Source organism: Pseudothauera hydrothermalis, assembly GCF_003345255.1.
GTDB lineage: Bacteria > Pseudomonadota > Gammaproteobacteria > Burkholderiales > Rhodocyclaceae > Pseudothauera > Pseudothauera hydrothermalis.
In genome coordinates this window covers 3,035,096-3,059,321 of record NZ_CP029331.1, presented here as the reverse complement: position 1 = coordinate 3,059,321, position 24,226 = coordinate 3,035,096, and the positions used below count along the sequence as shown (strand labels likewise).

Here is a 24,226-nt window from a genome sequence, read left to right as displayed (position 1 = left end):
GGAACGTGCGGTCTGTGCGTTCGACACGATACTCAAAACGCGCCTCACCGCCGGGGATGTGTTTCAGGAACACCACCGCGGGAGCGAGCGGCCTGATGATGGTTTTGGAGTGCGCCGGGACCGGTGGGTTGACGGCTGAACGGGATGCTGACCCGAGCCCTTCTCGAACCGGCATCGGCAGGGCTGGCATTCTACCCTCCGCGGGCAAACTTATCCACAGGCCAAGACAAAATTTGAGCTTGACAATAAAAGGAATTTCCAATTAAATCTTGCGTTTGACCTTTCTTCGGGCATAGACATGAAACGCACCTACCAACCTTCCGTCGTCCGTCGCAAGCGCACCCATGGCTTTCTGGTTCGCATGAAGACCCGTGGCGGTCGTGCGGTGATCCGCGCGCGTCGCGCCAAGGGCCGTCATCGCCTCGCCGTCTGAGGTGACCAACCTTCCGGGTGTCGACACCGGTTTTGGCGACGCCCATAGATTACGCAAAACGGATGAGTACTCATCCGTTTTTGCTTTTCGGCGGGCGCTCAAAGGGCGTTGGTTCATCCTTCATTACCGGCCCAATGGCCTGGAGTCTGCCCGCCTTGGTGTGGTGGTGGCCAAAAAATTGGCGCGGCGCGCGTATCTGCGTAACCTCCTAAAGCGCATCGTGCGCGAGAACTTTCGCAAGATGCGCCACGCGCTGCCGCCCCATGACTTGGTGGTGCGCTTGCATGCCAAGGTGGATGGTGCAACACGCAAAATGCTCAACCAGGATGTCGCCAGCTTGCTGACGCGTCTGCCCGAATGAGCGGATCATGAACAGGCCGGCGGACGTTGCGCACGCGCTGCCCCGCGGGGCGGGTATCATTCCGCTTTTCGACCAACGAATCGTCAACCGATTGAAGTCCGCATGGATCAACGCCGCCTCATTCTCTTTCTGATTTTTTCCTTTGCGCTGGTGATGTTGTGGGACAGTTGGCTGGAGTACAGTCGTCCGCAGCCGGCGGCACTCACTTCCCAGTCCGCCGCTGCGGACGGGACCTCTGCGGTGCCGACGCCCACCCCCGGTAGTGGGCTGAGTGCTCCGGCTTCCGGCGAGTCGTCTGCCGCGCTCGCCGCCTCTGTGCCGCGCATGGTGGTGCGTACCGACCTGATGGTGGTGCAGATCGCAGCCCAAGGCGGCGACATCGTGCACATGGAGCTGCCGGCGCACAAATCGAATGAGGATCGCAGTAAAAACTTCGTGCTGTTCGACGATGGGGGGCGGCATCTGTACACGGCGCAGTCTGGCCTGATCGGTGAAGGTCTGCCCAATCACAAGACCATGTTCTCGCTGCCGGCCGATGAAGTGGTGCTGGCCGATGGTCAAGACAGTGTCACCATCCGGCTGGAGGCGCCTGCGCACAACGGTGTTCAAGTCAGTAAGTTGATGACTTTCCACCGTGCTAGTTACTTGGTGGATGTCAGTTACGAGATCCGCAACGACAGCGCTGAGCCGCTCGATGCCCATGCTTATTTCCAGTTCATGCGTGACGGCAAGCCGGCCGAGGGTGTGGATTTGTACGGGGTCAAGACCTTTACCGGTCCGGCCTTCTATACCGATGCCGAGCGTTATCAGAAGGTCAGCTTCGAGGAGATTCGGGACGGCAAGGCAAAGTTCGCTCGGCGGGCGACCGATGGCTGGGTCGCCATGGTGCAGCATTATTTTGTCGGTGCGTGGCTGCCGCAGGCCGGCGTGGAGCGCGAGTTTTTTGCCCGTCAGATCGGTAACGACCTCTATTCGGCCGGTGTGATTCTGCCGGTGGCCAAGGTGGCGGCCGGTGAGCAGGCCAAGGTGGCGGTGCGCCTTTATGCCGGACCGCAGGAACAAAACAAACTGGAAAGTATTGCCCCCGGCCTGGATCTGGTGGTCGATTACGGCATGCTGACGGTGATTGCTGCGCCGCTTTTTTGGGTGTTGTCCTGGTTCCATAGCCTTACCGGTAATTGGGGCTGGGCGATCATCCTGGTCACGGTGGCGATCAAGTTGGCCTTCTTCCCGCTGTCGGCAGCCAGTTACAAGTCGATGGCCAAGATGCGTGTGCTGGGGCCGCGGTTGCAGAGGCTCAAGGAGTTGTACGGGGATGACAAGGTCAAGATGCAGCAGGAGATGATGAATCTCTATCGCACCGAGAAAATCAATCCCTTGGGCGGCTGCTTGCCGATTCTGGTGCAGATTCCGGTGTTCATCGCGTTGTACTGGGTGTTGCTGGGCAGCGTAGAGATGCGGCACGCCCCGTGGCTGGGGTGGATCCAGGATTTGTCGTCCAAGGATCCCTATTTCATCCTGCCTATCGTCATGGGGTTGTCCATGTTGGTGCAGATGAAGCTCAACCCGACACCGCCGGACCCGATCCAGGCCAAGGTGATGATGGCCTTGCCGATCATATTCACCTTCATGTTCCTATGGTTTCCGTCTGGCCTGGTGTTGTACTGGGTGGTCAATAACATCCTGTCCATTGCCCAGCAGTGGCAGATCACCAGGATGATCGAGGGTGCAAAGCCCGGCACCAAGGCCGCGTGACACCATCGCGGCGATTGCCACCGCTCCGGGCCGTGGCGGCATTGGCGTAGTGCGCGTCTCCGGCAGCAATTTGCTGCCGTTCGTGCGCGCATTATGCGGCCGGGAACCTGCCCCGCGGGTCGCCACGTTTGCGCGCTTTTTGGATGCGGACGGGGCGGCGATCGATGAGGGGCTGGTGCTGTTCTTTCCGGCGCCAAGGTCGTTTACCGGCGAAGACGTGGTCGAGTTACAGGGGCACGGCGGCCCGGTGGTGATGCAGATGCTGCTCACCCGTTGTTTGGCGCTTGGCGCACGGTTGGCTGAGCCCGGCGAATTCACCAAGCGCGCGTTTTTGAACGGCAAGCTCGACTTGGCGCAAGCCGAAAGTGTGGCCGATCTGATCGAGGCATCGACTACAGCTGCAGCCCGCTCGGCTGTGCGTTCGCTGTCGGGCGCGTTTTCGGCGGAAGTCAACCGCATCCGCGATGCGTTGATCGACCTGCGTATGCTGGTTGAAGCTACATTGGATTTTCCGGAAGAAGAAATCGATTTTCTCGAACGCACCGATGCTTTTGGGCGCCTGGCGGCGGTGCGGCAGGATCTTGAAGCGTTGCTTGCGCGTGCCCGTCAGGGGGCGTTGCTGCGTAGCGGGCTGAACGTGGTGCTGGTCGGCCCGCCCAATGTGGGCAAGTCCAGTCTGTTGAACTGCTTGGCCGGCGATGAACGAGCGATCGTCACTGACATCGCAGGCACCACCCGGGATGCGCTGCGGGAAACCATCGAGATCGAGGGTATCCCGCTCCATATCATCGATACTGCGGGTTTGCGCGATACCACCGATGCGGTCGAGCGCATCGGCATTGCTCGGACTTGGCGGGAAATCGAACGCGCCGATGTGATCTTGTGGATGCAGGAGGCCGGAGGCAGCTTGGATGCTGAAACGATGGCATCGGTCGATGCGGCGCTGCCGCCCCAAGTCGAGCGTATTCGGGTGGTCAATAAAATCGATCTTATCGGCGCGCCGCCTGAACGTATCCAGAATGAGCATGGGGTGACGCTGACATTGTCGGCGCGGACCGGGCAGGGCGTGGATCTGCTGCGTGCGGAGTTACTGCGTGTCGTTGGATGGCAGGCTCAGGCTGAAGACCTGGTGCTGGCGCGTGAGCGGCACCTGGCGGCGTTGCGTGGCGCGCTGGATCACCTGCGGATGGCGGCCCAGCAGATCGGTGCGCTTGAATTGTTCGCGGAAGAATTACGCTTGGCACAGAACTGCGTCAGTGAGATCACCGGTGCGTTCACCCCGGACGATCTGCTTGGGGTCATTTTTTCCCGCTTCTGCATTGGTAAGTGATCGGTTTTCTGTGCGTGGTTTCACGTGAAACAGGGTTGAATGGAACTGGATTCGGTAGCGTTCGCGCTTGCTTTGGCAGCGTTCTTTGCCGGCTTTGTCGATGCGGTAGTCGGTGGTGGGGGGCTGATACAACTTCCAGCGTTGTTGGCGGCGTATCCTCAGGTCGCGCCGGCTAGTTTGTTCGCCACCAATAAGGTGGCCAGCATCGTCGGGACCACCAGTGCCGCCATTCAGTACAGTCGGCGGGTGCGTACCCCGTGGGCAGTTGCCGGTCCTGGCGCGCTGGCCGCGTTGTTAGGATCGTGGTGGGGTGCCAAGGCGGTCAGTTATCTGTCACCGGAAGCGATTCGTCCGTTAGTGCTGGTGCTGCTGGTGTTTGTGGCCATCTACACCTTCATCAAGAAGGATTTTGGTCTTCATGGACGGGAAGAGGTCGCGCCGTCCCGGGGCGGGCTGATCGCCGCAGCGATAGGCTTGACGATCGGGTTCTATGATGGGTTTTTTGGACCGGGTACCGGCAGTTTTTTCATCGTCTTGTTAATCCATTTCCTGGGAATGGATTTTTTACGCGCTTCGGTAACCGCAAAAATTCTCAACGTTGCCACTAATCTTGCCGCAATCGCTTATTTTTCGGCCAACGTCAAAATCATGTGGATGCTCGGCGCATTGATGGCCGCATCCAATCTGGCGGGCGCACTAACCGGATCGCGGATGGCCCTGCGTCACGGCACCGCCTTTGTTCGGATGATGTTTCTATTGGTGGTCAGCGCCTTGATTCTCAAGCTGAGCTATGACCTGATCGCTCGCGGCGCAGCTTAAACCGGTTTCACGTGAAACCCGACTCGTCTGCTCCCATCCGGATAGCTGGATAAGCAGATAAGCATTCGGACGAATGTTGATCTGCGAGTACATGGTAAAATCGCCCGCTTTGCCGAATCAGGATCAAAGCGCATCATGAACGGACTTCATCTGATTGCAGATTTGTACCGCTGTCAATGTTCGTCCGAATTGCTCACGGACCGGGCCGTGCTCGAAACGCTGTGCGTCGAGGGTTGCCGTGAAGCCGGGCTGACGCCGTTGGGCGCCTATTTCTACCAGTTTTTGCACGATGACGGGCAGCACGCCGGTGTAACCGGTACCGTGGTGCTGGCCGAATCGCATTTGGCCATCCACACCTGGCCTGAAAGTGGCGATGTGACCCTGGATGTGTATGTGTGCAACTTTTCGCGCGACAACAGCGACCGTGCGCGCGAAGTGTTCGAGCATGTCATCCGCACTTTGAAACCCAGCGACTCGGTGTGCCATGAAGTGGTGCGCGGCAAAATCAGCCCAGAGGAGCACGTATGAGCGGTCACAACGCCAGTTCTACCGAAGATCTTCTGCTTGAGTGGCTCAATGGCAATGCAGGCTTTTTCTACCGATCGGGCAGCTTGCTGGAAAAGGGCGCCTCGCCCTACCAGCAGTACGAAGTCTGGGATACGCCGCAGTTTGGCAAGCTCTTTCGTCTGGACGACTGCTTCATGACTTCTGAGCGGGATGAGTTCTACTATCATGAGAACCTCATCCATGTTGCCGCCATTTCCCACGCCGCGCCGCGCTCGGCGCTGATCATCGGAGGCGGCGATGGCGGCTCGGCAGAAGAGTTGTTCAAACATCCGGGACTGGACCGGGTGGTCCTGGTTGAACTCGACGCCAAAGTGATCGACATTGCGCGACAGCATCTTTTCGCGGTCCATCGCGGATCGCTGGATGACCCGCGCTTGGAGATTCGCATCGAAGACGGTTTGCGCTACGTGCGGGAAGTCGCGCCGGCCGTAGGTGAACGCTTCGATTTGATCGTGCTCGATCTCACCGATCCGGTCGGCCCGGCAGAGGCCTTATACACCCAAGCATTCTTTTCAGACTGCAAGGCGCTACTCAACCAAGGGGGCGCGTTGGCCTTGCACATCGGTGCGCCGATCTTCCAGCCCGCCCGGGTGCGCCAACTGGTTGGCCGGTTGCGCGACAGCTTTGCCTGCGTGTCGCCGTATTTTCTTTACATTCCGCTCTATGGCAGTTTGTGGGGGCTGGCCTGTGCCTCCGATACGCTGGACCCGAAAACGCTGAGCGCCGAGGAGGTCGATCGGCGTCTTGCCGCCCGTCGGATCGGTGATCTGCAGCATTACAATGGCGCGGTCCATTGCGCCCAATTTGCACTGCCGACCCATCTGCGCCGTTTGCTCGCTTGAGGGCGCAAGGCGCCGTTTTTTCAGCCGGTTGGTAACGTGACCTCGCACCCAGGCAATAGGCAACGCGCGCCGCGTTCAGGTAAAACCCGCAAAACGCCTGGCGCGTCGCCGCCGGCCGCCGCTGCGCGTCCGCTTGCCCAAGACAGTCTTGCCTATGCCTTGCGGCAAGCCGCCCACCTGGTTCAGGCGGTATGCGATGGCGCCAACCTCACCGACACCTGGGAGGAGATGCTACACGCCCACCCGGATTGGCCGGCGTCTACCCGTGGCGCGGTACGTGATCTCGCATGGGGCACCTTGCGCGATTATGGGCGGGCGGATCCGGTGCTTCGACGTCTGCTGCACAAGCCCTTGCCCGAGCCCTATCAAGCGCTACTGATGGTGGCCCTGCACCGACTGGAGCAGCGCCCGGATCAGTCGCACACCATTGTGGATCAGGCAGTCGATGCCGTCGCCGTCACTGCGCCGGGACTGCGCGGTGTGGTCAATGCGGTACTGCGCAACGTCATCCGCCAGGCCGAGCAAGTGGCGCGCTGGCGTGAAGCCGATCCGGTGGCCTGCTACCGCCACCCCGAATGGTGGATTGCCCGTGTACGGGCAAGTTGGCCTGCGCAATGGACTACCGTGTTGGCCGCCGGCAACCAACATCCCCCTATGGCATTGCGGGTGAATTCGCGACGCGCGCGCACCGAAGAGGTGCTGGAGGCATTCACCGCAGCAGGTATCGATGCGCGTACCCTCGACAATGGCGCGTTGCTCCTTGCCCGGCCGCGCGCAGTGACCGAGCTGCCGGGCTTTGCAGAAGGTTTGTTCTCGGTGCAAGATGCCGGCGCGCAATGGGCCGCGCGCTGGCTTGGTGCCCAGGCGGGCGAAAGAGTGCTCGATGCCTGTGCCGCACCCGGCGGTAAAGCCGCCCATATTCTTGAACTGGCCGATGTGACACTGACCGCGCTGGAGCTCGATGCGCAGCGCGCACGTCGGATCGAAGAAAATTTCCAGCGCCTCGGTGTGCATGGCCAGATCAAGGTCGGCGACGCCCGCTATCCGGCGCAGTGGTGGGACGGCCGCCCCTTCGACCGTATTCTTGTCGATGTACCGTGTTCCGCCTCCGGCGTGGCTCGCCGCCACCCGGATATCAAATGGCTGCGCCGCCGCGAGGATATTGCCCACTTTGCCGCTCAGCAGGCCGAAATTCTCGAGGCGCTTTGGCCAACACTGGCCCCTGGTGGCACAATGCTTTATGTGACCTGCTCGGTATTCGACGAGGAAAACCGCGGCCAAATCGCCCGCTTTTGCAACCGTCACGCCGACGCCCTCCGCCTGCCGTTCGACGGTCGGTTGGAACAACAGCTGCTACCTTCCGCCGAACATGACGGCTTTTATTACGCCCTGTTGCACAAACGGCGCTGAGCGCTCGATCAGGCGGCTACTTGTTGCCCTGTTATGGCTACCGGCCTGGCTGCTGGCCAATGACACGGCCTTGCGGCACGCCGAAATCAAGTTGCAGGACGACGCCTACGTGGTCAATGCCGAAATCGATGTCGAGCTCAACCCGCGGCTGACCGAAGCGGTCAATCATGGCGTTTCGCTGTATTTCGTCACCGAATTGAGAGTCGAACGGCCGCGTTGGTATTGGTTCGACGAGGTGGTGATCGAGCGGCGCCTCAACTATCGGATTTCCTATCACGCCATCACGCGCAGCTATCGCCTGTCGTTGGGAAGCTTCCATCAGAGCTTCGACACGTTGGACGATGCGCTGCGCATCATGCGCCGGGTGCGCAATTGGGAGGTCGCCGAGCGCGCAGCCTTGATCGACGGCGAATCCTACGAGGCCTCATTGCGTTTCCGCCTGGACACCGCGCAGTTGCCCAAGCCCTTCCAAGTCACCGCCATTGGCAGTAGCGACTGGAACCTTTCGACCGACTGGTTGAAATGGACGTTTCTCGCCGGGCCGCTTTCCCAATGAGACACGCCGTCCTCATCGTCGCCGCCGCCATTGCCGGTATCTCGCTGTTTCTATTGGCTTCGGCCAGTGCCAACACCGAGCTGTTCGCTGGCGCCTATCCGTATCTGCTCGGCCTCAACGGCATGGTGGCGGTGGCGCTTGCCGGGCTGGTGGGCGTGCAGTTACGCAGCTTGTGGCGCGAGTACAAAGCCCGTCAATTCGGTTCGCGGCTCAAATTCCGTCTGATGCTGATGTTCGCCCTGATGGCGCTGCTGCCCGGTGTGGTGGTCTATGCGGTGTCGTTGCAGTTCGTGGTGCGCAGTATCGAATCCTGGTTCGATGTGCGGGTCGATGTGGCGCTCGAAGGCGGCATTGCACTCGGGCAGAGTGCGCTGGACTATCTGGTCGATCAGGTGGCCGAGAAGGCCGAAGACATGGCCTTGGAACTGGAGGGACAGCCGCTGACCCCGATGCGCCTGAACGGTTTGCGCGAACGCGCCGGTGTTGCCACCGCCACCGTGGTGTCGGCCACCGGCCAGTTGCTGGCCACCGCCTCGGACGCCAGCGCGACTCTGATCCCTGATTTACCGGCCACCACCCATTTGCGCCAGGCGCGCCAGTTCCGCAAGTTCAGCCAAGTCGATAGCCGTGCCGACGGCGGCCTGTCGATACGGGTGGTGGTGCCGTTGCCCGCGCGTTCGTTGACCGAAGAGCCAACCTTCCTGATGCTCAGCCAGCCGGTGCCGGAGCCCTTTGCACAGCATGTGGACGCGGTGCAGGAAGCCTACCGCGACTATCAGCAGCTCACCTTGGCCAGAGCGGGTCTGACCCGTATCTATACCTTGACGCTCAGCCTTGCGCTTTTACTTGCCCTGCTAGGCGCGGTGGCGCTGGCCTTTGTGCTGGCGCGCCGCCTGGCCGCACCTTTGCAGATTCTTGCCGAAGGCACCGAGGCGGTGGCGCAGGGCGACTATTCGCCGCGCCGTGCGCTACCGGCGCGCGACGAGCTGGGTGTCCTCACCCAGTCTTTCAACCAAATGACCTGCCAGCTTGCCGAAGCCCGTGCGGCGGCCGAGCGTAATCGTGCCGCGGTCGAATCGGCCCGCGCGTATCTGGAAAGTGTGTTGGCCAATCTCTCGACCGGCGTGCTGGCCTTTGCCGAAGACGGCACCCTGCGCGCCGCCAACCGTGGTGCGATGGATATCCTTGGCGACAGCCTGGATGGTTTCGAGGATATTGCTTTATCCGACTGGCCCCGACATACCGTGTTCCGGGACGCGCTGCTCGAGGGTTTCGCGCGCCACGACGGCGACTGGCACCGTGAGTTGGAAATCGACCGCGCCGAGCGCGGCTCCCAGACGCTGCTGATCCACGGCGCGCGCTTGCCGGCCAGCTCCGGGGGCGGTGCGGTGGTGGTGTTCGACGATATCTCCAATCTGATCGCCGCCCAGCGCACCGCCGCCTGGGCCGAAGTGGCCCGCCGGCTGGCACATGAGATCAAAAATCCGCTAACCCCGATACAGCTCTCTGCCGAACGTCTAATGCATAAGCTGCATGATCGGCTGGATGCGGATGGACAGGAGATGCTCTCGCGCGCCACGCGCACCATCGTCAATCAGGTCGAAGCGATGAAGCGGCTGGTCAACGCCTTCCGTGACTATGCACGCCTGCCGGCGCCCCAGCTTGCCGCGCTGGATCTCAATGCGCTGATCGAGGATGTGCTGAATCTTTACGAGAGCACACCGTTACAGATCCGCACCGAGCTGGCGCGTGCTTTGCCCCCGGTGCTTGGCGACGCCGCCCAAGTGCGCCAGATCATCCACAATGTGCTGCAAAATGCCGAGGATGCACTCGCCGGCGACGACGACGGCCAACTGCTCATCCTCACCCGGCAAGAGGGCGAGCGTGCGCTGCTGTTGGTCCGTGACAACGGTCCGGGTTTTCCGCCGCAAATGCTTGCGCGTGCCTTCGAGCCGTATTTCACCACCAAGTCGCGCGGCACCGGTTTGGGATTGGCAATGGTCAAGAAAATCGTCGACGAACACGGCGGTGAGGTCCGCTTGACCAACCGCGAGCAGGGCGGGGCGGAAGTCCGCGTGTACCTGCGGCTTGCCGGCATACAACATTGAAATCAAGAAATCATGGCGAACATATTGATCGTTGATGATGAGATGGGCATCCGCGAGCTCCTCTCGGAAATCCTGAGCGACGAAGGGCATGACGTGATTCTGGCTGCCAATGCCGCCGAAGCCCGTGCAGCGCGTAACGCCAAGCGCCCGGATTTGGTTCTGCTCGACATCTGGATGCCGGATACCGACGGCATCACCTTGCTCAAGGAATGGGCTGCCAACGGCCAGCTCACGATGCCGGTGGTGATGATGTCCGGCCACGGCACCATCGACACCGCAGTGGAGGCCACCCGCATCGGCGCCATCGACTACTTGGAAAAGCCGATCGCCCTGCAGAAGCTGCTCGCCGCCGTCAAACGCGGTCTGCAACGTCCGGCGACGCCGGGTGCGCCGGCGGCACTCTCACTGGCGGCGATCAACCGCTCGGTGCCGCTGCGCGAGCTGCGGCGGCGAATCGAGCAGATCGGCGAGAACTCGCGCGTGCTGCTGTTGAAAGTGGGAGCGGGCAGCATTGCCGAACTGGTCGCCCGCAGCGTGCAGGCGACGAGCGCGCACTGGCTCGATCTGACCCAGCACCACAATCCGATCGACATCGCCCAATTGCAGGCGGCGCACGGCGGTGTGGTGTTTGCCGGCGAGCTGGCACGCCTGTCCCGGCTGCAACAGAAAAACCTGGCTTTCATCCTTGATCGGTTGGAGCGCTACGATCTGCGCATGGTGGTGGCGACCGATCACAGCGCCGAAGGCTTGCAGCGCCTGGGTTGGGATGAAAGCCTGCTGATGCGCTTGTTCGAGGTCAGCCTGGTGCCGCCTTCGCTTGCCGACATCCGCGACGACCTGCCCGAGCTGGCCGCGCAAATCCTCTTGCACCTGGTCGAAGCCGGGGAGGTGCCGCGGCACCACTTTTCCACCGGCGCGCTCAATGCGCTGCGTGTTCATCCCTGGCCGGGCGGTTATGCGGAACTGCGCAACGCGGTCAAATCGATTGCGCTGGGAACGTTGGAAGAGGAGATCGCATTGGCCGATGTGCGTCGCATCATCGGCCAGCCAACCGATTCGGCGGCTTTCTCCCTGCCACTCGACCAGCCTTTGCGGGAAGCCCGTGAAGCCTTCGAACGCATGTACTTCGAGCACCACCTGCGTCTGGAAGGCGGCAACATGACCCGTTTGGCGGAAAAAAGCGGCCTGGAGCGTACCCATTTGTACCGTAAGCTCAAGCAGCTCGGTTTGCAGCCCGGTCGGCGCAGCGAGGAGGGTTGAAGACGACGGGGTTGCTGCGACGCAACAAAGTGTTTCAACAAAGTGAAACCCCGGCGTAGAATCGGCGCACTCGCAATCTGACGGACTTGCTTCGTGAAGATCATCATCCTCGGCGCCGGCCAGGTCGGCGCCTCGGTGGCCGAAAATCTCGTCTCCGAAGCCAATGACATTACCCTGGTCGACACCAGCGCAGAGCAACTGGCGGCCTTGCGTGACCGACTGGAAGTGCGCACCGTTTGCGGCAATGCCGCATCGCCTTCGGTACTGCGCGAAGCGGGCGCCGACGACGCTGATTTGCTGATCGCAGTCACCCAGTCCGATCAGACCAATCTGTGCGCCTGTCGCATCGCCAAGGCGATTTTCAATCTGCCCACGCGCATTGCCCGATTGCGCTCGACCGATTTCGTCGACTATCCGGAATTGCTCGACGAGAACAATTTTGCGGTGGATTTTTCGATTTGTCCGGAGCAGATCGTCACCGATTACATCCGCCGGCTGATCGCTTTTCCCGAGGCGCTGCAGGTACTGGACTTTGCCGACGGCGTGGTCAGCCTGATCGGCGTCAAAGCCTTCGAAGGCGGACCGCTGGTCGGCCACCCGCTGAAGAACTTGCGCTTTCACCTGCCCAATGTGGAAGTGCGTATCGCTGCGATCTACCGCAATGGCGAGCCGATCATTCCCGAAGGCGACACGGTCATCGTGCCCGGTGACGAAGTGTTCTGTCTTGCCGCCACGGTCCATATCCGCCAGGTGATGCGGGAGTTGCGCCGCAGCGACAAGCCGATGCGCCGGCTGATGATCGCCGGCGGCGGCAATATCGGTTTTCGCTTGGCCCGCAGCATCGAGTCCGATTATCACGTCAAGATTCTGGAGGTAGATAAACACCGCGCCGAGACCTTGGCCACCCAGCTCTCCAGCGCCTTGGTGTTGCGCGGGGATGCCACCGACGAGAAGCTGCTGGAGAACGAGGGCATCGACGAGACGGATCTATTCGTGGCGCTGACCAACGATGAAGAAGACAACATCATGGCCGCCTCGCTGGCTAAGCGTATGGGCGCGCGACGCACGCTGGCGCTGATCAACCGGAAAAGTTATGTCGACCTGGTACAGGGCGGGCCGATCGATATTGCCATCTCGCCGGCACACACCTCCATCGGTTCTTTGCTCGCCCATGTGCGGCGCGGCGACGTGGTGGCGGTCCATAGCCTTCGCCGTGGCGCGGCCGAAGCACTGGAGATCATCGCCCACGGCACACCCAAAGACTCCAAGGTGGTGGGCCGGCAAATCGAGGAGATCGCCTTACCGAAAGGTGCGACCATTGGCGCCATCGTGCGCGATGAGCGGCGTATCGACGGCAAGGTGCTACGCCGCATGGTGATCATTCCGCACCACGACACGGTGATCGAACCAGGCGACCATGTAATCGTCTTTTGCACCCACAAAAACCTGGTGCGCAAGGTCGAAAAGCTGTTCCAGGTCGGCTTTACCTTTTTGTAAGCGTGCTGTTGCGTCGCGATGCGCGCCTATTATCCCGCCCTAAACGCCCTTGGCCTGATCATCATGATCTTCGGGCTGTTGATGAGTTTTCCACTGGCCATTTCCATTTGGCTGGACGATGGCGCCACCATGGCTTACGACCAGGCGCTGCTGTTGACCCTTGCCAGCGGCGCGCTGCTGTGGACTTTTACCCGCAGCCGCAGCCGTGACCTGCGGGTGCACGACGGCTTCTTTCTGGTCGCCGCCGCCTGGGTGATTTTGCCAGTGTTCGGCGCGCTGCCACTGCTGGCTTATTTGCCGGAACTGTCTTTCATCCATGCCTATTTCGAAGCGGTGTCCGGGCTGACCGCCACCGGCGCCACGGTGCTCAGCGGCCTGGACGACTTGCCGATCTCCATCAACCTGTGGCGGACCTTCATGCACTGGATCGGCGGCATGGGGGTGATCGTGCTGGTAGTGGCCATTTTGCCGCTTTTGGGTATCGGCGGGCGGCAGATGTTCCAGGCGGAAGTGCCCACGCCGATGAAGGAAAACAGTCTCACCCCGCGGATCACCGAGACCGCCAAAGGTTTGTGGGTGTCCTACATCGTGCTCACCGTGGCGTGCGGGCTGAGTCTGTGGTTGGCCGGCATGAACGAATGGGATGCTCTGATCCACGCGTTCACGGTTGCCGGCTTGGGCGGCTTTTCCAGTAAGGATGCGTCCATTGGCTACTATGCCAATGTGAACGTCGAAATCGTCATTATCGTATTTGCGCTGCTCGCGGGGCTCAACTACGCCACCCACTACCTGGCGCTGATTCGTCGCAGCCCCCTGCCTTATTTGCGCGATCCGGAAATTCCTTTTTTCTTCGGCGTGCTTGCCATCAGCGTGATCGGGCTGACCGCCTACCTGGCGCAGCACCATGTCCACGCCGATCTGGCGTCAACGGTGCGCTATGTGTCCTTCCATGTGGTGTCCATTGCGACGTCTCTGGGTCTGGCGACCTACGACTACACCTTGTGGCCGATGTTTGCACAGCTTTGGGTGCTGTTTTTGGGCAGCTTCATCGCCTGCTCGGGTTCCACCGGTGGCGGCATCAAGATGATGCGCGCGATGATTCTGTATAAACAGGTGTTCCGGGAAATCGTCCGCTCGCTGCATCCGCACGCGGTACGTCCGGTGCGCCTGGGCAATCAGCCGGTGTCCGAGAGCGTGCTGCATGCGGTGCTGGGTTTTTCGTTCATGTATATGGTGTCCATCGTGACGCTCACCCTGGTGCTGGCGGCCACCGGGCTGGACATCGTTACCGCCTTTTCCGCCGTGGTGGCCTGTATCAACAACACCGGACCCGGCCTGGGGGCGGTGGGTCCGGCTTCCAACTATGCCGGCATGGACAGCTTTCAAAGCGCGGTGTTGGCCTTCACGATGATTCTCGGCCGGCTGGAGATTTTTACCTTCCTGGTGGTGCTCACGCCATCGTTCTGGCGACGTTGAGCACGCCCGCGCGGCGCGTGCCCGGGGCGTGTCAAAACGCGGGATAATCGCGGCTTGCCCCGGCGCGGTCGCTTGTTGCGGGCGCGGCCGGAACGGTCGGACGAAACCAGGAACGACAACGTGAGCCGCCTCGAGAACGATACCTTTTTGCGCGCGCTGCTGCGCCAGCCCACCGAATACACCCCTGTCTGGCTGATGCGCCAGGCCGGCCGTTACCTGCCGGAGTATTGTGAAACGCGCAAGCGCGCCGGCAGCTTCCTGCAACTTTGCAAAAGCCCGGCGCTGGCCTGCGAGGTCACGCTGCAGCCGCTGGCACGCTACGACTTGGATGCCGCCATTCTGTTCTCCGACATCCTGACCGTGCCCGACGCAATGGGGCTGGGGCTGTATTTTGCCGAAGGCGAGGGCCCGCGTTTCGAGCGTCCGCTGCGCGAAGAGTGGGATATTCGCAACCTGGCGGTGCCGGACCCGCATGCCGAACTGCAGTACGTCATGGATGCGGTGGCCGAAATCCGCCGGGCGCTGGATGGCTCGGTGCCCTTGATCGGCTTTTCCGGTAGTCCTTGGACCCTGGCCTGCTACATGGTCGAAGGCGGCTCCGGCGCGGAAACCGACTACCGCCGCATCAAGACCATGGCCTACAGCCGCCCCGACCTGCTGCACCATATTCTGTCGGTGACCGCCGACGCGGTGGTGGCTTACCTCAACGCCCAGATCGAATCCGGTGCGCAGGCGGTGATGGTGTTCGACTCCTGGGGCGGGGTGTTGTCCGAGGCCGCCTACCGGACATTTTCCCTGGCCTATCTTCAACGTGTGGTCGATGGCCTGATCCGCGAGCGCGACGGCGACCGGGTGCCCAGCATCGTGTTTACCAAAGGTGGCGGGGTGTGGATCGAGCAGATCGCCGCCATTGGCGCGGACGCGATCGGCCTCGATTGGACCCTGGACATCGGTCGCGCGCGGGAAAAGGTGGGCCACAAGGTGGCGCTTCAGGGCAATCTGGACCCCACCATTTTGTTTGCCCCGCCGGAGGTGGTGGCTGCCGAGGCGCGTCGGGTGATCGATGCCTTCGGGCCGTATCCCGGTCATGTGTTCAACCTCGGCCATGGTATCTCCCAATTCACCCCACCGGAGCATGTTGCGGTGTTGATCGATACAGTGCATGCGCACAGCCGCGCGGTGCGCCAGCGCGCTGCCGGTTAGCGCCGCCTTGCCGCGGCCGCATGCTCACGAGGACGAGGTGTCTGTCAAGCGAAAAAATACAGCTCGACGGGTTGACTTATGCACACCCGCTTGTTCCAGCCGGCTGTGCTGCCTCTTAATGCAAGGCTATGACAAGAAAAACATAAGTAATTGTTTTTGAATGTTTTTTGCATTGCTTAAAGTTCGGGCATGGTAACGAAATTGCTTGTGCGGCGCCGGTTTGCGCCTGTTTCACCCAGGCTTTCCACAAAGTTATCCACAGGTTTTGTGGACAAGCGGGCGAGCTGTTTTTACCGCAGTACCTTAGCGGTTTTTTCCATAACGAACATCAGGTATGCGCGCCAAGCTGCTGTTTATAAAGAATTTGCCTGAAACGGGGCCATGACCGTATGCGAATCGTGCGTGTCGCGCTGCCGGTTCCGCTGGCGCAACTATTCGATTACATCGCCACGGATGTGTCCGAAGCGGATATCGGCCGTTGTGTCCGGGTGCCTTTTGGTCGTGGCGAAAAAAGCGGCTTGATCGTTGCCTTACCGCCGAGCGCCGGGGTGGACCCTGCCCGCCTCAAGCCGGTACGCGAGATCCAGCGTGCCGTGACCGCATTGCCGGCCGACTGGCTGGCATTGGTAGGCTTTACCGCGCGTTACTACCACGCGCCGCTGGGTGAAGTCATCGCCTTGGCCTTGCCGCCGGGTTTGCGCCGCGCCAACGCCGTGGCCGGCCGCGATCAGGACCCCTTGCTCGCGCCGGCTGCAGCAGGGCTTGCGGCTTTACAAGCGGTCAAGCGTGAGAGCCGCGCTCTGCGCCTTTTGCGTGCGCTGGTCGAGCACGGTGGCGCGGTGCGACGCAGTACGGTACGCGCCTGGGCGGATGGTGCTGCGGTCGGAGAGTTGCTGCGCCGCGGATGGGCGCAGGCTGTACGCGCGCAGCCGGCCGCGGCACCGGACGCTACCCTGCCTGCGCTGACCGACGAGCAGCAGGCGGCCGTGCAGGCGGTGAGCGCTGCGGACGGATTTTCCGCCTGGCTTTTGCAGGGGGTGACCGGCAGCGGCAAAACCGAGGTCTATCTGCGCCTTGCCCAGCGCGCCCTGGCGGCTGGCCGGCAGGTATTGATGCTGGTGCCGGAAATCGCGCTCACCCCGCAGCTCGAAGCACGGGTGGCCGCGCGTTTTCCCGCTGCGGAGGTGGTCTGCCTGCATTCTGCGCTGGCCGAGGGCGCGCGCTCGCGCGGTTTCGTGCGTGCGCTCGAAGGACATGCCGACATCGTGCTCGGTACCCGCCTGGCGGTGTTCGCTCCTCTGCCGCGCCTGGGGTTGATCCTGGTCGACGAAGAGCACGACGCCTCCTACAAACAGCAAGAGGGCGTGCGCTATTCGGCGCGCGATCTGGCGGTGTGGCGCGCGCGTCAGCGCGCCGTCCCGGTGGTGCTGGGTTCGGCTACCCCATCCCTGGAGAGCTGGCTGCATGCCCGTCAAGGCCGTTACCGCCTGCTGCGGCTGACCCGGCGGGCAGTGGCAAGCACCCTGCCGGCGGTCCGCTGTATCGATACCCGTAAGCTGAAGCTGGACGAGGGCCTCAGTCCGGCCTTGCAACAAGCGATTGGCCAACGCCTGGCGGCCGGCGAGCAGAGCCTGGTGTTTCTCAACCGGCGCGGATACGCCCCAGTGCTCAGTTGCACCGCCTGTGGCTGGGTCAGCACCTGCCCGCATTGCACCGCCAACCTGGTGGTGCATCTGGCCGACCGTCGCATGCGCTGCCACCATTGCGGCTGCGAAGGCCCCATCCCGCGCGCCTGTCCGTCTTGCGGCAACCAGGACATCCAGCCGTTTGGCCGTGGCACCCAGCGTATCGAAGCGCGGCTGGCCGAGCTCTTCCCCGAGGCCCGCGTGCTGCGCATCGACCGCGATTCGGCGCGCACCCGCGCGCAGTGGGAGGCCCTGCTGGCGACCATCGCCGCGGGCGAGGCCGACATCCTGGTGGGCACCCAGATGATGGCCAAGGGCCATGATTTTCCGAAGCTGACCCTGGTTGGCGTAGTTGGGGCGGATGCCTCGCTGCATGCGGCCGATTTTCGCGCCCCGGAGCGTTTGTTTCAGCAACTGATGCAGGTTGGCGGCCGGGCCGGGCGGGCGCAGTTGCCGGGCGAAGTGCTGATCCAGACCGAATACCCTGAGCATCCGCTCTACCAGTGCCTGGCCCGTCATGACTTCGACGCCTTCGCCGCGCTGGCGTTGGAGGAGCGACGACTGGCCGGCTTTCCGCCGCTGACCTACCAAGCCATGCTGCGCGCCGATTCACCGGCTCTAGACGATGCGTTGGCCTTCTTGCGTGAAGCGGCCCACTTGGCCAAGCGCTGCGCACCGGCCGGGTTGCAGGTTTTCGATCCGGTGCCGATGCGCATGGCCCGTGTGGCGCGTCGCGAGCGTGCGCAGCTTTTGGTGGAAGCTGGCGAGCGTGGTGTGTTGCAGGACTTTCTTGGGGTATGGATGACGGCGCTGCGGGCGTTGCAGCCGGCGCGCGGGTTGCGCTGGAACCTGGATGTGGATCCGCTGGAAGTCTGAAGGCGCATCCGCCAGGGGGTGTGGTGTTTCTCAGCCATATAGACGCGCCGCACCGCGTACCCCGGATGCGTCGCCGTGTCGGGCGGGCAGCAGACGGGTGACGATGCGGTCGGAAAACACATGCGCCGGCCACAGTTGGGGCACCGTGCGGTAAAGGCGCTCGATGCGGGACAGCCCGCCGCCCAAAACGATCACATCCGGATCCAGCAGGTTGATGACCCCGGCCAATGCGCGCGCCAGGCGTTGTTCGTAGCGCGCGAGTGTGGCTTCGCAGGCCGCATCGCCGGCCGCCGCGCGCTGCGCGATGGTGGCCGCATCCAGCAGCTGCCCACTGTGGCGCAGATGGTCGGCGGCCATGCCCGGCCCGGACAGATAGGTTTCGATGCAGCCGCTGCGTCCGCAAAAACAAACCGGTAGCGGCAGATCCTCCGGGGCGGGCTGCGGTAGCGGGCAATGTCCCCATTCGCCGGCAATGCCGTTGGCACCGGTAAGAAGCCGCCCATGCACCACGACACCGCCGCCGACGCCGGTGCCAATGATCACGCCAAACACCACCGGCGCTCCGGCGCCGGCACCGTCGGTGGCCTCCGACATTGCAAAGCAGTCGGCATCGTTGGCGATGCGCAGCGGACGCTTCAGGCGGGCGGCGAGATCCTCGCGCAAAGCCTGGCCGTTCAGGCAGGTGGAATTGGCGTTACGCATCCGCCCGGTGAGCGGGGAGATCGAGCCCGGCGTGCCGATACCGACCGGGCACCGGCCATGTACGCCGAGTTCGGTTTCGGCCTGTTCAACCAAAGCCGCCACCGCGGCCACCGTGGCGGGATAGTCGCCTTGGGGCGTGGGGACGCGGCGGCGCAGCAGTTCGCGGCCGTCATCGTCGAGGGCGACCACTTCGATTTTGCTGCCGCCAAGGTCGACGCCGATGCGGATCATTGTGGTGTCTTGTGTGGCCCGATACTCATCGCAGACGTTCGACCGCGCAGCGGTACTGCTCCGCGGCCGCTTCGCGGCTGTTGACACGGATGCCGAGTTCGCGGATCAAGCCGTCATGCAGGCTGTAGCACCAACCATGCACGGTCACGGCCTGTCCGCGCTGCCAGGCTTCGCGCAGGATGGTGGTCTGGCTGACGTTGACCACCTGGTGGATGACGTTGAGCTCGCACAGGCGGTCCAGGCGCTCATCCGGGTGCTCGATTTCTTGGAGTATCTGTACATGGCGGTCGCGCACATCCTGCACATGGCGCAGCCAGTTGTCGGTCAGCCCGGTGCGGTTGTCTTGCAACGCCGCTTTGACGCCACCACAGCCATAATGGCCGACCACCAGAATATGTTTGACCCGCAGAATTTCGACCGCGTAATGGATGACCGATAGTGCGTTCAAGTCGGTGTGCACCACCACATTGGCGATATTGCGGTGCACGAAAATTTCGCCCGGTGCCAGGCCGACGATCTGGTTGGCCGGCACCCGGCTGTCCGAGCAACCAATCCACAGGTATTCAGGCGTTTGCTGCTTGACCAAGCGGGAGAAGAACTCCGGGTCCTCGGCATGCATGCGCTCGGACCAAGCTTTGTTGTTGGCGAAGAGGTGTTCGATGGATTGGGGCATGGTGCGCGTTCCTCGGCGGGTAGAGCCGGGTAAAGATTCCGTAATTATGAATTACGAATCGCCTGCACGCCAAGCCGTCCGAAAGCACTGCGCCCGATCAGCGGCGCCCTCCGGCCTCAGTCTGCCCAGATGCCCAGCTCGACGAGTTGCCGGCTCGCCGCCTCGGCCCAACCGCGGTTGGCCGCCGGGCTGGCCGGGCTGGGGTGCAGGATGCGTCCGAAGCGCAATGGCATGCCGTCCAGCGCTTCGACGGCGCGTCGTTCGGCCCAGGTGCCGACGCCAACCACCCAGTCCGGCGCCAGGGCGGCCACCACGGCGCGCAGGTGGGTGTCGCAGGCCGCCAGCAGCGGACGGGATTCGGCTGCCGGCAGCTTGTCGGGGGTGAGGTTGCGACCCTGGTCAAAGAACACCAGCGGGCAGTAGTTGGCCACGAAATGATCGGCAAAAAAGGCCGTGGGACTGCCAAAGCGCGCGCGGAACAGGCCCCACAGGCGCTGACCGCTGACTTCGCTGCGCGGGCAGGCGAAGCCTTGGACCGGTCGCTTGGGGTTGCTGTGCGCAGGTTGGCCAACTTCGCCGGCCAGCCCCAACCAGTCGCGCACCGCGCTGACTTCGCCGAAAGGCACGCCGGTCTGCGCCATACCGAAGGGACCGGGGTTCATCCCCAAAAAGACCACGCGCTTGCGCGTTGCACCGTAGCGTTGCAAATAACTGCGGTGGATCTGCCAAGCGTACTCGAGCGGGTTGTACACATGGCTCACCGGGGCGCCAAAGCGCAGGGCGCCGACGGATGCGGAAAGTTGCTGTGCGGCCTCGACGAGGCGGGAGGCGGTTGCGGTCATCGGGTGGCGGGCCGAAGGGGGAAAACGCCCATTATTCCAGATCGGCGAAGCGCTTTTGCAGCCAGTCTTGCGCCTCGTCGGCCGGTAGCGGCCGGCTGAAGTGGTAGCCCTGCAGTTCGTCGCAGCCCAGTTCCTTCAGGCGGGCCACCTGCACTGCGCTCTCCACGCCCTCGGCGACCACCGACAGGCCAAGGTTGTGGGCCATGGACACCGCAGCTGCAAAGATGGCCGCGTCGTTGGGGTCGTGCTCGATGTCGGAGACGAAGGAGCGGTCGATCTTCAGGTGATCCAGCGGGAAAAGCTTGAGGTAGGACAGTGACGAGTAGCCGGTGCCGAAATCGTCAATCGCCAGCCGCACGCCCAGCCGCTTGAGGCCGCTAAGTACCGGGATGGCATCGTTCGGGCGCTCCATCACCGAACTTTCGGTGATCTCCAGCTCCAGTTGTGAGGCCGGCAGCTCATTGCCGGTCAGCGCCTCGGCGACCACCTTGCTCAGTTCGGCATGCATCAGCTGGCGGGTGGATAAATTGACCGACATGCGTAGCGGCGGCAGACCGCGGTCAAGCCATGCGCGCGCTTGCCGGCAGGCCTGGCGCAGCACCCAGGTGCCCAACTCGACGATCAGGCCGGTCTCCTCGGCCAGGGGGATGAAGCGAAACGGTGGGATCAGGCCGTCTTGCGGATGGCGCCAGCGTACCAGCGCCTCGACCCCGCGCACCCGGCCGTCGGCTGCGCCGATTAGCGGTTGATACCACAGTTCGAGTTCTTCTTGCTGCAAAGCGCGCCGCAGTTTGCGCTCCAGGTCCAAGCGCTCGATGACGCTACGGTTCATCTCTTCGGTGAAAAACTGGCAGTTGGCCCGCCCCAGCGCCTTGGCGTGGTACATCGCGGTATCGGCGCAACGCAGCAAAGTGGCGGCATCGTCGCCATCTTGCGGATATAGCGCGATGCCGATCGAGGGCGTGGTGTGCAGCTCGGTACCGGCGACCAGATAGGGTGCGGACAGGCGCAGGCGAATCTTCTCCGCAACATGTGCCGCCCGCGTGCTACCCGAGATGCCCTGGATGACTAGCACGAATTCATCGCCGCCCAGGCGGGCAACGATGTCGGCCTCGCGCACCGTCTGGCGCAGGCGTTGGGCCACTTCCTTGAGCAGGCTGTCACCGACCAGATGACCCAGCGAATCGTTGATGTGCTTGAAGCGGTCCAGATCGAGAAACAGCACCGCCAAACCCTGTCCGTTGCGCCGTGCGTCGGCGAGCGCTTGAGCCAGGCGGGCGTCGAGCGAGAAGCGGTTGGACAGCCCGGTGAGCATGTCGTGATGGGCCAGGTGTTCGATTTCGGCTTCTGCCCGTTTGCGCGCGGTGATGTCGGTGTAGATGGTGACAAAGCCGCCATCGGGTAAAGGCTGGCCCTGCACATGGAGCACCGTGCCGTTGGGTCGGGTGCGCTCGAAACTATGCGGCTCGAAGCGACGGGCGCGGGCGAGCAGATCGGCGACGATGCGCTCCGGGTCGCCGCTGCCGTATTCGCCACGCTCGGCGTTGAAGCGCAACAAGGTCTCCAGGCTGGGCAAACCATTGGCGAACAAGGCGTCCGGAAAATCGAGCAAGCGCTTGAGTTCGCCGTTACAGGCCACCAGATTGAGGTCGCGGTCGATCAGCGACACGCCACCGGGAATGTTCTCGATGATGGTCTGCAAAATGCCATTTTGGCGGGCCAGTTCGGCTTGGGCGCGCTTGTGTTCGGTGATGTCGGTATAGGTGGTGATGAAGCCTGCCACCTTGCCGTCGATGAACAATGGCTCACCGGCCACCAGATGGGTGCGGCCATTGGGTCGGGTGCGTTCGAAGCGGTGGGGCTGGAATTGCAGCGCGAGTTCGCGCCGCTTGCGCACATGCTCGGCCGGATCGCCGGGACCGTATTCGCCGCGCAGCGCCGGCACCATGATCAGGTCGTCGAAGCTCACGTCCCGGCGCACCAGATCGGCGGGCAATTCCAATACCTCAACAAAGCCCGCATTCCAGTACTGAAGGCGCAGGTGCTCGTCGAACACGCTGATGCCTTGCGGCAAGTGGCTCACAATGGCCAACAAATAGGCTGACTTGCGCTCGAGTTCCTGCGCCATCGCATGTTGGCCGGTGATGTCTTGCACCGCGCCGACCACCCGGTAGGGTTTGCCGTCGAGGTCGCGCTCGATGCGGAAACGGCTGTGAAAGTGCCGAATCGCGCCGTCAGGGGCGATGACGCGATAGTACAGCTCACCATCCCTGCCTTCGCGGTAAGCGTGCTCGAGTGTCTGCTGCACATGTGCGCGGTCGTCCGGATGGACGCGTTCGAGCAGGGCCTGCCGGGTGGGCGTCACCCCTTCGCCGATGCCCAGCAGTTTGCGGGTGCGGCTGGACCACCATAGCTCACCGGTGATCAGATTGCGCTCCCAGCCGCCCAGATGCGCCAGTTCCAGGGTGGTGTCCAGATCCTGGCGCAATTGTTCCAGCGCCTGACGATGGCGCTGTTCCGCATGCAAACGGGCGCGAGCCTGGCGGCGCTGATGACGCCAGATCAACACGAGCGCCGTCGCTGCGGTAAGCAGCACCATGCTGGCCGCCGCCGCGCCCAATAGTTGGCCGCGCAGGCCGGCCAGCAGCTCGTCCCGATCCAGTTTGCTGACCACTAGCCAGCCGGCGGCCTCGATCGGGGCGGCAGCGGCGACGATGACCGCACCGGTATGCTCATCGCGCCCCTCGACCAGCGCTTTGCCGGCGATGTCCTGTAGCGCAGCCGCGAAGCGTTCAAAGCCTCCGGGCAGCAACTGGCGCAGACCGGCAGCGCTGCGTTCGAAAAGCAAGGTTTCGCCCGACGGGCTCAGGCGTGGCGCCCGCCGTAACAGCGGAACCAGATATTCGGCTGGCGACACCCGCAGCAGCACGGTGTCGATGCGCCATGACTCGCCATTGAACGGCACTGGAATGACCAGATCCAGGTAGGGCGCACCGTCGGGGTCGCGCTGTATCGAACCGAGTACCGCAGCCCCGCGTTCCGCGGCCGCGCGTGCCAGCGCCGCGCTGTCGGAAGACAGGCGGTGGGCTTTTCCCAGCGCGAGCAGCGTGTTGTGGTGGGCATCGAGCACCAGCACGCTGTCGTAGTCGGCATGCGCCAGATAAGCCTGTAGCCAATACCGTAGCTCGGTTTCGGCCACGCTCGGGTCGCCGTCGAGCCAGCGTTCGAGCTGGGCCAGCGCGCTGCGGTTGCGCCGCAGCAATTCGCCTTCGGCCAAATGTCGTTTGTACCAGCGCTCAACCTCCTGGGCGAGTTCATCGGCGATGGCGCGCAATTGGGCGCGCGCGCCGTCGATTGTCACCGTGCGCTGTTGTTGGTAAAAGCCGAACAAGGCCAAGCCGATCGCGGCGGCGACTACGACAAACACTGCGGCGAGCTGGACCGAGAAAAAATCGGCCTTGGAGCTTTTCATACCGTATCGGTCCTGTAATGGACGCGCGCGCCAACGCCCTGCCGGTGGACCTTTGGGTGCCGGGGCGAGGCCGGTTGCGCAACCGATTCTGACAGTGCCGCAAAGCGCTTACAATCGTGCAGTGCAGC

General features: G+C 62.8%; 19 protein-coding genes. 15 read left to right on the top strand and 4 right to left on the bottom strand.

Features of this window, described 5'->3' with window-relative positions; genetic code table 11:
* Positions 1-298 precede the first annotated feature (298 nt).
* From rpmH to DIE29_RS14435, 15 genes are all read left to right on the top strand, one after another.
* Entirely contained in the window at positions 299-433 is a 135-nt protein-coding gene (gene rpmH / locus DIE29_RS14505; protein WP_002926183.1) for a 50S ribosomal protein L34, read from the top strand.
* Between the two features lies 1 nt (position 434).
* Positions 435-794 (top strand): ribonuclease P protein component, encoded by a 360-nt coding sequence (gene rnpA / locus DIE29_RS14500; protein WP_108080923.1) that lies wholly within the window; start codon positions 435-437, stop codon positions 792-794.
* A gap of 102 nt (positions 795-896) precedes the next feature.
* A complete protein-coding gene (gene yidC, locus DIE29_RS14495) occupies positions 897-2,549 on the top strand; it encodes a membrane protein insertase YidC (protein WP_102043025.1) in 1,653 nt (550 codons plus the stop codon).
* Positions 2,521-3,879, top strand: a complete 1,359-nt coding sequence (gene mnmE / locus DIE29_RS14490) for a tRNA uridine-5-carboxymethylaminomethyl(34) synthesis GTPase MnmE (protein WP_102043024.1) — start codon at positions 2,521-2,523, stop codon at positions 3,877-3,879. Before yidC ends, mnmE begins: the two co-directional genes overlap by 29 nt.
* A gap of 39 nt (positions 3,880-3,918) precedes the next feature.
* Entirely contained in the window at positions 3,919-4,698 is a 780-nt protein-coding gene (locus tag DIE29_RS14485; RefSeq protein WP_114650213.1) for a sulfite exporter TauE/SafE family protein, read from the top strand.
* A gap of 135 nt (positions 4,699-4,833) precedes the next feature.
* Positions 4,834-5,226, top strand: a complete 393-nt coding sequence (speD, locus tag DIE29_RS14480) for an adenosylmethionine decarboxylase (RefSeq protein ID WP_114650212.1) — start codon at positions 4,834-4,836, stop codon at positions 5,224-5,226.
* Positions 5,223-6,107 carry a polyamine aminopropyltransferase gene (gene speE / locus DIE29_RS14475; RefSeq protein WP_114650211.1) on the top strand — a complete coding sequence of 295 codons (885 nt, stop codon included), beginning with the start codon at positions 5,223-5,225 and terminating at the stop codon, positions 6,105-6,107. The genes speD and speE overlap by 4 nt, the downstream gene beginning before the upstream one ends.
* A gap of 159 nt (positions 6,108-6,266) precedes the next feature.
* The gene (gene rsmB, locus DIE29_RS14470) at positions 6,267-7,517 is read left to right on the top strand and encodes a 16S rRNA (cytosine(967)-C(5))-methyltransferase RsmB (protein ID WP_237269565.1); all 1,251 of its coding nucleotides are present in this window, start codon (positions 6,267-6,269) and stop codon (positions 7,515-7,517) included.
* Positions 7,477-8,073, top strand: a complete 597-nt coding sequence (locus tag DIE29_RS14465; RefSeq protein WP_102042998.1) for a DUF4390 domain-containing protein — start codon at positions 7,477-7,479, stop codon at positions 8,071-8,073. The genes rsmB and DIE29_RS14465 overlap by 41 nt, the downstream gene beginning before the upstream one ends.
* Positions 8,070-10,181, top strand: coding sequence for a sensor histidine kinase (locus DIE29_RS14460; RefSeq protein ID WP_102042997.1), 2,112 nt, complete (start codon positions 8,070-8,072; stop codon positions 10,179-10,181). The genes DIE29_RS14465 and DIE29_RS14460 overlap by 4 nt, the downstream gene beginning before the upstream one ends.
* A 12-nt stretch (positions 10,182-10,193) precedes the next feature.
* Positions 10,194-11,441 carry a sigma-54-dependent transcriptional regulator gene (locus DIE29_RS14875; protein ID WP_114650210.1) on the top strand — a complete coding sequence of 416 codons (1,248 nt, stop codon included), beginning with the start codon at positions 10,194-10,196 and terminating at the stop codon, positions 11,439-11,441.
* Between the two features lie 93 nt (positions 11,442-11,534).
* The gene (gene trkA, locus DIE29_RS14450; protein ID WP_102042995.1) at positions 11,535-12,938 is read left to right on the top strand and encodes a Trk system potassium transporter TrkA; all 1,404 of its coding nucleotides are present in this window, start codon (positions 11,535-11,537) and stop codon (positions 12,936-12,938) included.
* Positions 12,939-12,956: 18 nt separating this feature from the next.
* Positions 12,957-14,414 carry a TrkH family potassium uptake protein gene (locus DIE29_RS14445; protein ID WP_114650209.1) on the top strand — a complete coding sequence of 486 codons (1,458 nt, stop codon included), beginning with the start codon at positions 12,957-12,959 and terminating at the stop codon, positions 14,412-14,414.
* 120 nt (positions 14,415-14,534) lie between these two features.
* Positions 14,535-15,617, top strand: a complete 1,083-nt coding sequence (hemE, locus tag DIE29_RS14440; RefSeq protein ID WP_114650208.1) for a uroporphyrinogen decarboxylase — start codon at positions 14,535-14,537, stop codon at positions 15,615-15,617.
* A 389-nt stretch (positions 15,618-16,006) separates the two neighbouring features.
* Positions 16,007-18,178, top strand: a complete 2,172-nt coding sequence (locus DIE29_RS14435; protein ID WP_102042993.1) for a primosomal protein N' — start codon at positions 16,007-16,009, stop codon at positions 18,176-18,178.
* 30 nt (positions 18,179-18,208) lie between these two features.
* On the opposite strand, the gene DIE29_RS14430 is transcribed toward DIE29_RS14435, so the two are convergent.
* From DIE29_RS14430 to DIE29_RS14415, 4 genes are all read right to left on the bottom strand, one after another.
* On the bottom strand, positions 18,209-19,111 hold the full coding sequence (locus tag DIE29_RS14430; protein WP_108080914.1) for an ROK family protein: 903 nt from the start codon (positions 19,109-19,111) through the stop codon (positions 18,209-18,211).
* A 25-nt stretch (positions 19,112-19,136) separates the two neighbouring features.
* Positions 19,137-19,784: a carbonate dehydratase gene (gene can / locus DIE29_RS14425; RefSeq protein WP_114650207.1), complete on the bottom strand. Its 648-nt coding sequence runs from the start codon at positions 19,782-19,784 to the stop codon at positions 19,137-19,139.
* Positions 19,785-19,900: 116 nt separating this feature from the next.
* A complete protein-coding gene (locus DIE29_RS14420) occupies positions 19,901-20,626 on the bottom strand; it encodes a uracil-DNA glycosylase family protein (protein ID WP_114650206.1) in 726 nt (241 codons plus the stop codon).
* A gap of 31 nt (positions 20,627-20,657) precedes the next feature.
* The gene (locus DIE29_RS14415) at positions 20,658-24,098 is read right to left on the bottom strand and encodes a sensor domain-containing protein (protein ID WP_114650205.1); all 3,441 of its coding nucleotides are present in this window, start codon (positions 24,096-24,098) and stop codon (positions 20,658-20,660) included.
* Positions 24,099-24,226 lie beyond the last annotated feature (128 nt).

Excerpts from the sequence above, each read along its gene's own strand:
- can (WP_114650207.1), bottom strand. The coding sequence starts at position 19,784 with ATGCCCCAATCCATCGAACACCTCTTCGCCAACAACAAAGCTTGGTCC.
- rpmH (WP_002926183.1), top strand. The coding sequence starts at position 299 with ATGAAACGCACCTACCAACCTTCCGTCGTCCGTCGCAAGCGCACCCAT.
- DIE29_RS14420 (WP_114650206.1), bottom strand. The coding sequence starts at position 20,626 with ATGACCGCAACCGCCTCCCGCCTCGTCGAGGCCGCACAGCAACTTTCC.
- DIE29_RS14460 (WP_102042997.1), top strand. The coding sequence starts at position 8,070 with ATGAGACACGCCGTCCTCATCGTCGCCGCCGCCATTGCCGGTATCTCG.
- DIE29_RS14435 (WP_102042993.1), top strand. The coding sequence starts at position 16,007 with ATGCGAATCGTGCGTGTCGCGCTGCCGGTTCCGCTGGCGCAACTATTC.
- yidC (WP_102043025.1), top strand. The coding sequence starts at position 897 with ATGGATCAACGCCGCCTCATTCTCTTTCTGATTTTTTCCTTTGCGCTG.
- speD (WP_114650212.1), top strand. The coding sequence starts at position 4,834 with ATGAACGGACTTCATCTGATTGCAGATTTGTACCGCTGTCAATGTTCG.
- DIE29_RS14485 (WP_114650213.1), top strand. The coding sequence starts at position 3,919 with ATGGAACTGGATTCGGTAGCGTTCGCGCTTGCTTTGGCAGCGTTCTTT.
- speE (WP_114650211.1), top strand. The coding sequence starts at position 5,223 with ATGAGCGGTCACAACGCCAGTTCTACCGAAGATCTTCTGCTTGAGTGG.
- DIE29_RS14465 (WP_102042998.1), top strand. The coding sequence starts at position 7,477 with ATGACGGCTTTTATTACGCCCTGTTGCACAAACGGCGCTGAGCGCTCG.
- DIE29_RS14875 (WP_114650210.1), top strand. The coding sequence starts at position 10,194 with ATGGCGAACATATTGATCGTTGATGATGAGATGGGCATCCGCGAGCTC.
- DIE29_RS14415 (WP_114650205.1), bottom strand. The coding sequence starts at position 24,098 with ATGAAAAGCTCCAAGGCCGATTTTTTCTCGGTCCAGCTCGCCGCAGTG.
- DIE29_RS14445 (WP_114650209.1), top strand. The coding sequence starts at position 12,957 with ATGCGCGCCTATTATCCCGCCCTAAACGCCCTTGGCCTGATCATCATG.
- DIE29_RS14430 (WP_108080914.1), bottom strand. The coding sequence starts at position 19,111 with ATGATCCGCATCGGCGTCGACCTTGGCGGCAGCAAAATCGAAGTGGTC.